Origin of the sequence: Amycolatopsis anabasis (assembly GCF_009765355.1) — a bacterium.
In the GTDB taxonomy this organism is placed as follows: Bacteria; Actinomycetota; Actinomycetes; order Mycobacteriales; family Pseudonocardiaceae; genus Amycolatopsis; species Amycolatopsis anabasis.
Genome location: NZ_VTHK01000007.1, coordinates 159480 through 172565 on the forward strand (window position 1 = coordinate 159480; position 13086 = coordinate 172565).

Here is a 13086-nt window from a genome sequence, read left to right on the forward strand (position 1 = left end):
CGTCACTCGGATAACCGGGCCCACCGTGGACCAGGAGCAGCGGTACACCACCGCTGCCCATCCTGCGATACCAAACCCTTCCCCCCGGAACCGAAATCCTGCCTTCCATTGTTCCGGCCGCGGTCGCCCGGCATGGCATAAATGTATTCCTCTATCCGGTCGATGAGATTCCCCGCTGCCAGACGCCGTAGGCACGTGGCGCATTCCACGGTAGGGAAAGCCCACTGGCTACGAAAGACTTGAACTTTCCGATCGCGTCCGGCAGCGAATCCGGCGGCGGGTGCGGACGCTAGCCGGTGCGCTCCGCGGCCGCGCCGGTGTCGGCCAGGAACTTCACCAGCACTTCGGCGAGACGTTCGGGCTGGTCTTCCGGGATCAACGTCGACGAGTCCCGGATCTCGACCAGACGGCCCTGGGGCAGGAGTTCGGCCAGCCGCCGGCCGTGGTCGTGCGGCATCATGCCGTCGTCGGGAGCCCAGACGACCAGCGCCGGCCGGTCGAACTCGCGCAGGCGCCCGCTCCATTCCAGCAGCACCTCCCGGCGCGGCGCCGAGATCGCGAACTTGGCGAGATCGCGGCGAATCGCGCGGCTGCGGGTAGCCGGCGCGAACCAGTCGTCGAGCACGTCGTCGGGTATCCCGCGCTTGCTCAGCACGCCGTAGGTCCGCGGGTTGTGGCGGAAGAACTTCGTGCGCAGCAGCCGCATCAGCAACCACACCCCGCCCGGCATCCTCGCCAACGTCACCATGGGCCGGGCGGGTTTGGGCGGGAAGTTGTCGAACGCCTCGCACGCGACCATGACCAGCCGGCCGACCCGATCCGCCTTGCCCTCGGAGACCAGGAACTGGGGGCCGCCCCAGTCGTTCATGATCAGCGTGACCCCGGTCAGGTCGAGCCGCTCCAGGAACTCGGCGAGCAGGAGCGCCTGGCCGCGCTGGGACAGGTCGGCGCCGGGGTTCATCGGTTGCCGGTGGGCGCCCAGCGGCAGCGTCGGCAGGATGCAGCGGTAGCCGGGCAGCAGCGGGAGCACCTTGCGCCACTGCGACTCGTTCATCGGAAAGCCGTGCGTGAACACCAGAACGGGCCCGGAACCACCCGTGTCGACGTAGTCGATCGGCCCGGCTGACAGTTCGATCCGCGGCATGTCGCCTCCACTAGATAGATCGTTCTAATAGGCTAACCTGGAGGGCAGGGCACTGTCGAGGAGGTCGAGCCGTGGCGAGCGGACGCGCTGATGCCGGGAATCCGGACACCCGGACGAGGATCCGGGAGGCGGCCGCGCGGTTGTTCCGCCGGCAGGGCTACCCGGGCACCGGCCTCAAGCAGATCGCCGCCGAGTCGCACGCGCCGTTCGGCTCCATTTACCACTTCTTCCCCGGCGGCAAGGACGAGCTGGTCGAGGACGTCATCCGCAGCACCGGTCCGGAGTACATGCGCGTGGTGCATGCCCTGCTCGAAAGCGTCCCGGATCCCCTGGAGGCACTCGAAGTCGCTTTCCGCGCGGCCGCCGAGGACCTCGCGGCGACGGATTACGCGGACGCCTGCCCGATCGCGACCGTCGCCCTGGAAGTGGCGAGCACCAACGAAACCCTGCGCACCGCCACGGCCGACGTATTCACCGAATGGGTGACGGAAGGGGCGAAGTGGTTCGGGCGATTCGTACCCGACGAGTCGGAAGCCCGCAGGCTCGCCCTGGCCATGATTTCCATTCTGGAAGGCGCGTTCGTGCTGAGCCGGGCGCAGCGCAGCGGGGAGCCGCTCCGCGCCGCCGGTCAGTCCATGGTCGACCTCACCCGCAGCGCGCTCGAACGCGGGAGCCGGTGACCGCTCATCGCCACTCGGCGGCGAACGCGCGGGCCGGGTTGTCCACGAAGAACTTCGTCACGACGGCCGGACCCAGGTCCGCCTCGAGCCGCGGGCGCAGGCTCCGCAGCAGGAACGGCATCCCGGGTCCGCCACCGGTCGAGGCCCGGGCGGCGGCCGTGGTCGTATCGCCGCCGAGCAGGATCTGGTCCGCGTGCCCGGCCGCCACGAGTGCGGCGAGTTCGTCGAAGAGGCGCCAGTCCGTGGCGTGGTTCGCCCGCGACGGCCCGTCGAAGGCGAGGAACGCCCCGGCCTCGGCGAGCGCGCGCTGCACGCGCAGGTCCGGCGAGCGGTTCAGGTGCCCGAGGATCACCCGGTCCGCGGGCACTTCCAGGTCGCCGCAGAGCAGCTCGAGGACCTCCGGACCGGCGGTGCCCAGTTCCAGGTGCACGCCGATCGGGGCGCCGGTCGCGTGGTGTGCCTCGGCGGCGGCGATCAGCACGGCCCGCGCATGCTCGTCGACGCCGTGGAAGGCGCCCGCGACCTTGATCATCCCGGCTCGCACCGGCCCGGCGGGCCCGTCCGGATCCTCATCGCGGCGCAGGCCGTGGGTGAGCTCGCCGACGAACAGTTCGGCGAGCCTCCCGCGGACCCGGGCCAGCAGCTCCGGCGGATAGTGCGCGGCCTGGTGCAATCCGGTGGCCGCCACGAGGTGCACTCCGCCGCGCCGGGCGGTCTCCGCGAGTACGTCCGCTCGCCGCCGCAGCCCGAACGGGGTCCACTGGATCACCGCGCGACCGCCCAGTTCGCGGAACGACCGCAACTCCCGTTCGGCCGCGGCCGGATCGTCGAGTTCCTGACCCGCCAGCACCGGGCTGGCGAAGAAGAGGTGATCGTGCGCGTCGCAGACCCCCAGCTCCGCGGCGGGAATGTCGCCGAGCACGGTCCGGACCGCGCTCACCAGTGCCGTCCCGTTTCGAGGGCGGTGAGTTCCGGTGCGGACAGGTGCAGCACCTCGTACCGCGTGCCCGGCGCCTCGGCGGGTGGCTCCGCCCAGAGCGTGAAGCGCACGAGTTCCCAGTGCCGGGGATCGACGGCGAGCGCGCTGGAGTGCACGCCCGGCGCGGCGGCTTCCGCGTCGAAGGCGGCGAGCGCCCCGGCCACGAACTCGGCCGGATCGACCGCCGCGGGAAGGGGCTCGGTGTGCCGGATCGCGGTCCGGGGAGTCGCCGCGTGGTCCGGGCCTCGCTGGAAGGCGGCCCCGGTCCAATGGTGCACGGCGGGCCGGCCGAAATCGTCGTGGATCCCGCGGAATCCGCCGCCGCCCCACAGGAACCGGTTCATCCCGCGAATCGAATTCCACAGGTAGAACGGCGCGTATTGATTGACCGGCGAGCCGCCGCTCCCCCGCTCGCGGATGCCGTAGGCCTTGAGCCCCAGCCCGTCGAACCCGTCCAGCAGCGCACCCCTGGCCGCCACCCGGTCGCGGATGATGCCCATGTCGTAGTCGGCGGGCAGGGTGATCTCGTATTGCATGGCGTACAAGGGGTTTCTCCCGTCCGGTCGGACATCTCCGTCAGCGGCACTACTGTACATACTAGTAGGTACAGTAGTGCGCCAGGCTGCGCCAATCCAGCGATTCACCTGGTCAAGCAGCGTTTCCCGCGCCCGCCGCCGGACAAGAGTCAACCCGGTAGCCCTTCCCCGACGCGGCAGGGGCTGACCAGGTCGAACCTGCTGAACCGCTGACCCGGTTGCCGTCCGGATCGTTGACCGCGGCGACGGACCCCCTTCGCCGCCGCCTGCACCGGTCCGAGCTTGTATCGGAGGTACCTCCCTACTCGGTATCCGCCCATCGTGGGCGGTTCCCGCGGGGAGGTCGGAGCGGAGACTCGGCTTCCTCTACCTGCGCGCTACAGCGAACCGATCAGCCGTTCCACCCGCTCGTCCACGGCGCGGAACGGGTCCTTACAGAGCACGGTCCGCTGCGCCTGGTCGTTCAGCTTGAGGTGCACCCAGTCCACGGTGAAGTCCCGCCCGGCGGCCTGCGCGGCGGCGATGAAGTCACCGCGCAGCTTCGCCCGGGTGGTCTGCGGCGGGGTGTCCTTGGCCAGCTCGATCTCACCGTCGTCGGTGACGCGGTGCACCAGCCCCTTGCGCTGGAGCAGGTCGAAGATGCCCCGCCCGCGCCGGATGTCGTGGTAGGCCAGATCCAGCTGCGCGACGCGGGGGCTGGACAAGTCCAGGTTGTGCTTGGCCCGGTAACGCTCCACCATCCGGTGCTTGATCGCCCAGTCGATCTCGGTGTCGATCTTGCTGAAGTCCTGCTGCTCGACCGCGTCCAGCGCGCGGCCCCACAGCTCGACGACCCGTTCGGCGGTCGGCCCGGACCCGTTCGCCTCCACGTGCTGCACCGCGCGGGCGTAGTACTCGCGCTGGATCTCCAGCGCGGACGCCTCCCGGCCCCCGGCGAGGCGCACCTGGCGGCACCCGGTCAGGTCGTGGCTGATCTCCCGGATCGCGCGGATCGGGTTGTCCAGCGTGAAGTCCCGGAACTGCACGCCCTGCTCGATCATCTCGAGCACCAGGTTCGCCGCACCGACCTTGAGCAGCGTGGTCGGCTCGGCCATGTTCGAGTCGCCCACGATGACGTGCAGCCGCCGGTAACGCTCCGCATCGGCGTGCGGCTCGTCGCGGGTGTTGATGATCGGCCGCGACCGGGTTGTGGCGCTCGACACGCCCTCCCAGATGTGTTCCGCACGCTGGGACAGGCAGTACACCGCCCCGCGCGGGGTCTGCAGCACCTTCCCGGCCCCGCAGATCAGCTGCCGGGTGACCAGGAACGGCAGCAGCACGTCGGCGATCCGGGAGAACTCCCCCGCCCGGCCGACCAGGTAGTTCTCGTGGCAGCCGTAGGAGTTGCCCGCCGAATCGGTGTTGTTCTTGAACAGGAAGATGTCGCCGCCGATGCCCTCGTCCGCCAGCCTGCGCTCGGCGTCGACCAGCAGATCCTCCAGGATCCGCTCACCGGCCTTGTCGTGCGTGACCAGCTGGGTCAGGTCGTCGCACTCCGCCGTGGCGTACTCCGGATGCGATCCCACGTCGAGATACAGGCGCGAGCCGTTGGACAGGAATACGTTGGACGACCGTCCCCAGGACACGACGCGTCGAAACAGGTACCTGGCCACCTCGTCGGGCGAGAGCCTGCGCTGCCCGTGAAAGGTGCAGGTGACCCCGAACTCGGTCTCGATGCCAAAGATCCGCCGCTGCATGACATAAGCCTAGGCGCTCCACCCCCTCAGGCGGTGCGCCGTTCGGGCGGCGACACGCGGTGAGCTACGTTGCCGAACGTGTTCAACCACCTGAGGAAGCCGTTACGCCAGGTCGGCCACACCGACCGTGCCCTGGTCCGGCGCAGCGCGGCGCTCCCTCCAACCCCCGCGGACCGCGCGCTCACGCTGCTGACGAAATCCGCCAACAAGGGGCGTCTCTGGTGGGTCGTCGCCGCCCTGCTGGCCGCCCGCAAGGGCCCGGCCCGGCGTGGCGCGTTACGCGGAGTGGCCGCGATCGCCGGGGCCAGCGCCTCCGCGAACCTGCTCGGCAAGCCGCTCTTCCCCCGCCGCCGCCCCGCCGCCGAAGAGGTGCCCGAACACCGCAGGCTCACCCGGCGGCCGACCTCGTCCTCGTTCCCGTCCGGCCACGCGGCCTCGGCCGCCGCGTTCGCGACCGCGGTGACCATGGAATCGCCCGCCACCGGCCTCGCGGTGGCCCCGCTGGCCGCCGCCGTCGCCTACTCGCGCGTGCACACCGGCGTCCACTGGCCGAGCGATGTCGGCGCCGGTGCGTTGATCGGCGTCGGCGCGGCCCTGCTGACCCGGCACTGGTGGCCGCTGCACCCGGACACGCCCGCGCACACCGCGCACCGCGCCGAAGCCCCGGTCATGCGGGACGGCGAGGACATGCTCGCCCTGGTCAACCCGGGCTCCGGTGTGGAGTCCGAGGATCCGACCGAGGACGTGCGGTTCGCCTGGCCGAAGGCGACCCTGGTGTACCCGGATTCGGGCAAGGACATCCGGACCCAGCTCGCCGACGAGATCCGGGCCCGCGACGGCCGGGTGCGCGCGCTCGGCGTGGCGGGGGGTGACGGCACGGTCGCCGCGGTCGCTTCGGTGGCCGCCGACCACCAGCTGCCGCTCGCGCTCATCCCGGCCGGGACGCTGAACCACTTCGCCCGGGACGTCGGGGTGCACTCGATGCCGGACGCGGACGCGGCCACCGAGGCCGGCTTGGCGGTCGGGGTCGATCTCGGCGAGGTGGAGGTCAACGGGACCAGCGGCACCGAGCGCCGCTGGTTCGTCAACACGGCCAGCCTCGGCGGTTACCCGGAGATGGTGCGGTTGCGCGAGAAGCTCCAGCAGCACTACCCGAAATGGCCCGCCATGGTGATCGCCACCATCCGCACGCTGCGCCACGCCCGCCCGTTGCGGGTCACGCTGAACGGCAGGAACGCGTCGGTGTGGATGCTGTTCGTCGGGAACGGCACGTACGCGCCGAAGGGCTTCGGGCCCACCCGGCGGCCCTGCCTGGACACCGGGCTGCTGGACGTGCGCTACCTGCGGGCCGACCTGCCGTACTCGCGGGCCCGGTTCGTGCTCGCCCTGATCACCAACACGCTCACCACGAGCCACGTGTACCGGCAGGCCGACCTGCCGGAGCTGACCGTGCGCCTGCTCGACGCCAACCGGCGGGTCGCCACTGACGGCGAGGTCGGCCCGCTCGGCAACGAGTTCCGCTTCCGGTCCCGGCCGAGCGCACTGACGATCTACCGGCTCGGCGCCCCGCACACCGAACGCGAACGCCACACCTGATCCGGATTTCACACAACTCGGCATTGCCGGTTCTTGAATCTATTCTCATCAGATCCTCAGGAATCCCGGTCAACTTCTCCCCCGATGGAACGTCTTTCTCCTACGGATAGGGGTGCGGAAGAACAGGGGCGAGGGGTTTTGATGCGTACGACCAGTCGGCGCCGTTCGGTGGCTCGCGCGGCGTCGATCGTGCTGGCACTGTTCGCCGGCAGTTGCTCGCCACCTCCCGCGGCCCATCCCGAACCCGCCCCGGACGGCGGCGAACTGTCCACGGTGACCATCCCGGGCACCGCCTCCGGGTTCCGGGCCCGCGCGGCGAAGGTGTACCTGCCGCCCGCCTACGGACGCGAAGCCGAACGGCCGCTGCCGGTGTTGTTCCTGCTCGCCGGCGTCCCGGGCAGCACGGACGACTGGTTCGACCACGGCCGGGTGCGCGAGGAACTCGACGCGTTCGCCGCCCGGCACGGCGGCCGGGCGCCGGTGGTGGTCGCCCCGGACGACACCGGTGTCGACAACGAGGACCTGCTCTGCATGGACAGCCCGCTGGGCAACGTCGACCAGTACCTCAGCCAGGACGTGCCGGCCTGGGTCGACGAGCACCTGCGCGTCGACCCCGATTCCCGCACCTGGGCGGTCGGCGGATTCTCCTACGGCGGCACCTGCGCGTATGAACTCGCCGTCCGGCATCCGGCGCGATTCCCGACTTTTCTGGACTTCTCCGGCGAAAAGCAACCCATGCACGACACCGTGCAGAATGCGGTGGACGAGGTTTTCCACGGCGATTCGGCCGCCTACGCACGCCAGGATCCGCTGGCGATTCTGCGGAAAACGCGGTTTCCCCATTCCGCGGGAACGATCGCGGTCGGCGAGGACGACGAACCGTACACCGCCGAACAACGGGCGGTGTACGAGGCCTGCCGGAACGCCGGGATGAACGTGCGGTGGCTGCCGCTGCCCGGCGGGCACGACTGGGACGTGTGGACCGCCGCCTTCGCCCAGTCGCTGGACTGGCTCACCGCGCGCATGGGATTGGCGGTGCAGCCGTGATGCTGCCCTGGACCGCCGTCGATCCGAAGGTACCGGACATCCCGGACGACATCTCCCGGCATGTCCGCGACCTCGGACCGCTGGAGTCGCCGCTGATCTGGTGGACGCTGGCCGCCTGGGGCGTCGTGCTGCTCACTGTCGCGGTCTGCCTGTCCCACCGCAGGCGCCTCCGGCGCTGGAGCGCCGCCGCCGCGGTGTGCTGCCTGCTGCTCGCGGGCGTCACCGCGGTCAACAGTTACGTCGGGTTCGTCCGCACCGGCCACGACCTCGGCCGCCTCCTGCAACGCGGCACGGGCGCGATCAACGCGCTGGGCGTCCTGCTCGACGACGGTTCGACCGGCACCGACGGTCCCGGTGACGCGCGGCAGCCGGGTGGCAAGGACCGCGCGCCCCGGACCGATCCGAGCGGCATGCGGATCGACCAGCTCAACATCGCCGATCCGGCGCACGGCATCCCGGCGGGCAAGACCTTCGTGGTGCTGCCGCCGGGATACGGCGCCCCGGCCAACGCCGGCCGCCGCTATCCCGTTGTCTACCTGATCCACGGCTATCCGTACGGCGGCCCGGAGGACTGGCTCACCGCGGGCGACGCGCCGACGACCCTGCGGATGCTCATCGAACAGCACGTCGTGGCGCCGATGATCGTGGTCAGCGTGGACATGACCGCGGGCAAACCCAGCCAGGACTGGGAATGTCTCAACGTGCCGCGCGGCCCCCAGCTGGAGAGCTACCTTTCCCAGACCGTGGTGCCGACGATCGACCAGCAGTACCGGACGGTCGCGAACCGGAACGGCCGGGCGCTCGGCGGGATGTCCGGCGGCGCGTTCTGCGCGCTCAACGTCGGGCTGCACCACCTGGACCAGTTCGCGACCCTGCTCAGCACGCTGCCCTACGACTCGCTGACCGACGACGCGGGCCTGCTCGGCGGCGACCAGGCCGCATTGCGGGCGAACACCCCGCGGACGTACCTGCCGACCATGCCGTTCCCCCAGCCGGTGGCGGTGATGCTCGCGGTGGGCACCGGAGCCCCGACCGACGTGGCGACCGCGCGTCGCATCGCGTCCGCGCTGCAGGCCCGCGGGCAGGAGGCGGCGGTGCATTCCGAGCACGGTTTCAACCACACCTGGCACACCGCCCGCGCCACCCTCCCCTACCTCCTGGTCTTCGCCGATCAGCACTTCCACCGCTAGCTACGCGGTAGCCAGTTCGCCGAGGAGTTTCCAGGTGCGCCGCTCGCGCGATCGAACGGGCCCTGAACCAGTCCTGACCGCACGCCAGACCGGGCACGCCAAGCGAGAGGCCTACCCAGAGGCGATCGAGCAGGCCCCCACCGACTTCGCCACCCTGGATACGGTGTGAAGGGCACGTTCGGGGCATCGAGGTGTGCCGAGTCCGGACCGCTGGACCATGGATCGCGTGCGCGTCATCCGGCCTGGGTGAGGTCGGTTCCGTCGGCGGCCAGTTCGGTGACCACCGCGAGCAGGCTCCGCAACGCGGGTTTCTCGGCGTCCGGCCGCCACACCGCGACCGTGCTCGCCGATTCGCCCGCCAGGGGGACGAACACCACCCCGGTGCGGCGCAGGCTGTGCGCCGACTGCGCCAGCCGCGTTATCCCGACGCCCGCGGCGACCAGCCCGAGCAGGTTCTGCACGCTCGCGGCCCGCTGCACCACGTTCGGTTCGAATCCCGCGTTCGCGAAGTCCTGGTCGTACTTGCGGTGCCACGGCGGCCACGAACTGCGGGGGGTGAGCACCCAGGGCTCCCCGGCGAGATCGGCGAGCCGCAGTTCGGTCCGGTCGGCGAGGTGGTGGTCTTCCGGCAGGACCACGCAGACCCGTTCGGTGATCAACGGCTGCTCGGCGAGATCGTCCACGAGCGGTGGACGGCTGAACGCCGCGTCGTACCGCCCCTCGCGCAGACCGGTCACCAGTTCGCCGATGCTCACCGCGTCCGTCGTCAGCTCGATGTCGGGAAACCGCTGCCGGACGGCACGAACCACCGGCGGCAGCAGGAAGTTCGCGGCCGAGGACAGGAAGGCGAGATCGAGCCGCCCCACCTCGCCGCGGACCGCGCGGCCGACCGTTTCGACCGCCCGGTCCGCGCGGTCGAGCACCGCCTGGGCTTCCGGCAGGAACACCCGCCCGATCTCGGAGAGCCGGGTGCCGCGGTTGTCCCGGTCGAGCAGCTTGGCGCCGAGAGCCCGCTCCAGGGCGTTGATCTGTTGCGACAACGACTGTTGCGCGATGTTCAGGCGCGCCGCGGCACGGGTGAAGCTCAGCTCCTCGGCAACCGCCGTGAAGTACCGCAACTGCCTCAGCTCGGGGCTCACAGGCCCAGACTGTAACCGCTGCAGGAACGCTGTGTTGGACGCCGCTTGCGCGAAGCGGAAGGGTTGATCCCAGGTTCGAGCACAAAGGAGCGGGATGACACGGGAACGCGTATGGCTGATCACCGGCTGCTCGGCGGGTTTCGGGCGAGAGCTCGCGCTCGCCGCGCTGGCGGCCGGGGACCGCGTGATGGCGACCGCCCGGAAGACCGAGCGGCTGGCCGATCTGGTCGCCACCGGCGGGGACGGGGTTCGCACGGCGACCCTGGACGTGACCGATCCGGCCTCGGTCGAGGCCGCGGTGGCCGCCACCCTCGCCGAGTTCGGCCGGATCGACGTGGTGGTGAACAACGCCGGGCACGGTTCGGTCGGGGCCGTCGAGGAGCTGACCATGGCCGAACTGCGCGCGCTGATGGAGGTGATGTTCTTCGGCGCGGTCGAGGTGACCAAGGCCGTGGTGCCGCACCTGCGCGCGCAGGGCAGCGGCGCCATCGTGCAGATGAGCTCGATGGGCGGCCGGCTCAGCATGCCGGGCTTCGGGGCCTATTGCGCGGCGAAGTTCGCGTTGGAAGGGCTGTCCGAGGCACTCGCGGCGGAACTCGCCCCCTTCGGCGTCCGGGTGCTCATCGTCGAACCGGGTGCGTTCCGCACCGAGTTCGGCGGGCAGCGAATGCACCGGTCGCGGGAAATCGAGGCGTACCACGTCTCCACCGGCGGAACCCGGGCCGCGGTCGAGGCGATGGACGGGACCCAGCCCGGGGATCCGGCGAAGGCCGCGGCGGCGATCCTGCGCGTGGTCGGCGAGGAGAACCCGCCACTGCGCCTGGCCCTCGGCCGCGATGCGGTGACGAACATCCGGGCGCATAACGAACGGCTGCGGTCCGAATTGGACGAATGGGAAGAGCTGAGCACTTCGACCGAACTCTGACCAGTCCGCTGTGGACTGTCCGGATCGGAAACGACTCGGCGGTGCGCGTGCTGGGTCGTGAGTGTTTGGACCGGTTCTAACCGGTCCAAACACTCACGACTCTAGTCCTTTGCGGACTTCCCGTTGCCGTTCTTCGGGGCCTCGCCGGAATCCTTGCCGTTCTCGTCCGCCTTGCCCTTGCCGTCCTTGCCTTCGTCACCGGCGTCCGCGCTGGGCAGCAGCGCGTCGAGCGCGGCGCCGGTGATCCGCCGGAACGAGCGGCGCGGCCGGTTGCGGTCGAGCACCGCCACTTCCAGCTTGCCCGGCTCGGCGGAGTCCCCGTTGCCGCTGTTCGTCGCGACCGCCCGCAGCGCCTGCACGGCCACCGCGACCGCCTGCCCGAGCTCGAAACCCTCTTCGAAGGTCTCCTTCAGCTTGGTGATGATCGGCTCGGTCTGACCGCCCATCACCACGAACCGGGGCTCGTCCTGGATCGAACCGTCGTAGGTGAGCCGGTACAGCTGGTCCTCGGCGTTGTTCGCGCCGATCTCGGCGACGCAGATCTCCACCTCGTACGGCTTGAGCTGCTCGGTGAAGATGCTGCCGAGCGTGCCCGCGTAGGCGTTCGCGAGCGCGCGGGCGCTGACGTCGCGGCGGTCGTACTGGTACCCCTTGAGGTCGGCGTGCCGGATCCCGGCCACCCGCAGGTTCTCGAATTCGCTGTACCGGCCGACGGCGGCGAAACCGATCCGGTCGTAGATCTCGGAAACCTTGTGCAGCGTGGTCGACGGGTTCTCCGCGACGAACAGCACCCCGTCGCGGTACTTCAGCACGACGACACTCCGGCCGCGCGCGATGCCCTTGCGGGCGAGTTCCGAGCGCTCGCGCATCAACTGCTCGGGAGAGGCGTACAGCGGCATCGTCACAGCGGTGGCTCCAAAAGCTGGTCGGTGAACGGGGACGGAAGTCGGGTGCGGCTAGCCTTCGCGAGCCGCCTGCTCGGCGCGGCCGTTGACGACGGCCTCGGCGACCGCGGCCGTCTGCTCCGCGGACAGCGGTTCGGCGCCGTGCTCGGCGGTGATGGTGACCACCGTCGGGAAGATCCGGCGCACGAGGTCCGGGCCGCCGGTCGCGGTGTCGTCGTCCGCGGCGTCGTAGAGCGCCTCCACGGCGGACCGCACGGCGGCTTCCTCGTCGGCGTCCGGGTCGTAGAGCTTCTTCAGCGACGACTTGGCGAACAACGACCCCGAGCCGATCGCGTGGTAGCCCGCGTTCTCCTCGTATCGCCCGCCGGTGACGTCGTAGGAAACGATCCGACCGGCCCGCTTGGGGTCGGCGGCCTCGGTGTCGTAGCCGACGAACAGCGGCAGCACCGCGAGCCCGGCCATCGCCACGTCCAGGTTGCCCTTGACCATGTTCGCGAGCTTGTTGGTCTTGCCGTCCAGCGACAGCGAGACGCCTTCGATCTTCTCGTAGTGCGCGAGCTCGACCGCGTACAGCCGGACCAGCTCCAGCGCGATGCCCGCGGTGCCCGCGATGCCCACCGCGGAGTACTCGTCGGTCACGTAGAGCTTGTCCAGGTCGCGGGAGGCGATCAGATTGCCGGAGGTCGCCCTCCGGTCACCCGCGATCAGTACGCCGCCGGCGAACGTGACCGCGACGATCGTGGTGCCGTGGGGCGCGTCCAGCCCGCTACCCGCGACGCCGGCGGAGTTCCGGCGGCCGGGCAGCAGGTCGGGAGCCTGCACCCGCAGGAACTCGGCGAACGACGACGTCGCGTTCGAGAAGTAGGCAGCGGGCAAAGAGGCACCCGAGTGGCCCGAGGTGTTTTCCATACGTGCTCGTGTTTCCCATCAACGAAGGTCAGCGGGACGCGGTGCGGTGAGCCTAGTGGCCGGCGGAGCGGGCGCTTACTCGCCGCCCTTCTGGACATAGGCCCGGACGAAGTCCTCGGCGTTCTCTTCGAGCACGTCGTCGATCTCGTCCAGGATCGTGTCGACATCCTCGCCGAGCTTCTCCCGGCGCTCCTGACCTGCGGGGGCACCGCCCTCGATTTCGTCGTCGGAGTCGCCGCCGCCGTGCTTCTCGATCTTTTCCTGAGCCATCTCGCCTCCCGGTGTGGCTGTTGTTCCTAG

At 70.4% G+C, this 13086-nt stretch carries 13 protein-coding genes; 5 read left to right on the plus strand and 8 right to left on the minus strand.

Annotated elements, in window-relative coordinates; all coding sequences use genetic code 11:
• Window positions 1–289: 289 nt before the first annotated feature.
• On the minus strand, window positions 290–1144 hold the full coding sequence (locus tag FXO23_RS11680; protein ID WP_158883861.1) for an alpha/beta fold hydrolase: 855 nt from the start codon (window positions 1142–1144) through the stop codon (window positions 290–292).
• Between the two features lie 71 nt (window positions 1145–1215).
• Here FXO23_RS11680 and FXO23_RS11685 point away from each other — a divergent pair, with 71 nt between their 5' ends.
• The gene (locus tag FXO23_RS11685) at window positions 1216–1824 is read left to right on the plus strand and encodes a TetR/AcrR family transcriptional regulator (protein ID WP_158883863.1); all 609 of its coding nucleotides are present in this window, start codon (window positions 1216–1218) and stop codon (window positions 1822–1824) included.
• Between the two features lie 4 nt (window positions 1825–1828).
• Here the strand turns inward: FXO23_RS11685 and FXO23_RS11690 are convergent, their stop codons facing one another.
• From FXO23_RS11690 to pafA, 3 genes are all read right to left on the minus strand, one after another.
• Window positions 1829–2764 (minus strand): phosphotriesterase family protein, encoded by a 936-nt coding sequence (locus FXO23_RS11690; RefSeq protein WP_246257150.1) that lies wholly within the window; start codon window positions 2762–2764, stop codon window positions 1829–1831.
• On the minus strand, window positions 2761–3339 hold the full coding sequence (locus tag FXO23_RS11695; protein ID WP_246257159.1) for a DUF4865 family protein: 579 nt from the start codon (window positions 3337–3339) through the stop codon (window positions 2761–2763). The genes FXO23_RS11690 and FXO23_RS11695 overlap by 4 nt, the downstream gene beginning before the upstream one ends.
• A 377-nt stretch (window positions 3340–3716) precedes the next feature.
• Complete coding sequence (gene pafA, locus FXO23_RS11700) at window positions 3717–5075, minus strand: Pup--protein ligase (protein WP_158883867.1); 1359 nt, start codon at window positions 5073–5075, stop codon at window positions 3717–3719.
• A 78-nt stretch (window positions 5076–5153) separates the two neighbouring features.
• Here pafA and FXO23_RS11705 point away from each other — a divergent pair, with 78 nt between their 5' ends.
• From FXO23_RS11705 to FXO23_RS11715, 3 genes are all read left to right on the plus strand, one after another.
• Entirely contained in the window at window positions 5154–6671 is a 1518-nt protein-coding gene (locus FXO23_RS11705) for a bifunctional phosphatase PAP2/diacylglycerol kinase family protein (protein ID WP_158883868.1), read from the plus strand.
• A 141-nt stretch (window positions 6672–6812) separates the two neighbouring features.
• Window positions 6813–7718, plus strand: a complete 906-nt coding sequence (locus tag FXO23_RS11710) for an alpha/beta hydrolase (RefSeq protein WP_158883870.1) — start codon at window positions 6813–6815, stop codon at window positions 7716–7718.
• Window positions 7718–8908, plus strand: a complete 1191-nt coding sequence (locus FXO23_RS11715; protein WP_158883872.1) for an alpha/beta hydrolase — start codon at window positions 7718–7720, stop codon at window positions 8906–8908. The genes FXO23_RS11710 and FXO23_RS11715 overlap by 1 nt, the downstream gene beginning before the upstream one ends.
• 233 nt (window positions 8909–9141) lie before the next feature.
• On the opposite strand, the gene FXO23_RS11720 is transcribed toward FXO23_RS11715, so the two are convergent.
• The gene (locus FXO23_RS11720) at window positions 9142–10047 is read right to left on the minus strand and encodes a LysR family transcriptional regulator (protein ID WP_158883874.1); all 906 of its coding nucleotides are present in this window, start codon (window positions 10045–10047) and stop codon (window positions 9142–9144) included.
• A gap of 94 nt (window positions 10048–10141) precedes the next feature.
• On the opposite strand from FXO23_RS11720, the gene FXO23_RS11725 reads away from it, so the two are divergent.
• Window positions 10142–10972 carry an oxidoreductase gene (locus FXO23_RS11725; RefSeq protein WP_158883876.1) on the plus strand — a complete coding sequence of 277 codons (831 nt, stop codon included), beginning with the start codon at window positions 10142–10144 and terminating at the stop codon, window positions 10970–10972.
• A 101-nt stretch (window positions 10973–11073) separates the two neighbouring features.
• On the opposite strand, the gene prcA is transcribed toward FXO23_RS11725, so the two are convergent.
• The 3 genes from prcA to FXO23_RS11740 form a co-directional block, all read right to left on the minus strand.
• On the minus strand, window positions 11074–11877 hold the full coding sequence (gene prcA / locus FXO23_RS11730) for a proteasome subunit alpha (protein ID WP_158883878.1): 804 nt from the start codon (window positions 11875–11877) through the stop codon (window positions 11074–11076).
• A gap of 51 nt (window positions 11878–11928) precedes the next feature.
• Entirely contained in the window at window positions 11929–12786 is an 858-nt protein-coding gene (prcB, locus tag FXO23_RS11735) for a proteasome subunit beta (RefSeq protein WP_158883880.1), read from the minus strand.
• A 75-nt stretch (window positions 12787–12861) separates the two neighbouring features.
• The gene (locus tag FXO23_RS11740) at window positions 12862–13056 is read right to left on the minus strand and encodes a ubiquitin-like protein Pup (protein ID WP_158883882.1); all 195 of its coding nucleotides are present in this window, start codon (window positions 13054–13056) and stop codon (window positions 12862–12864) included.
• Window positions 13057–13086 lie beyond the last annotated feature (30 nt).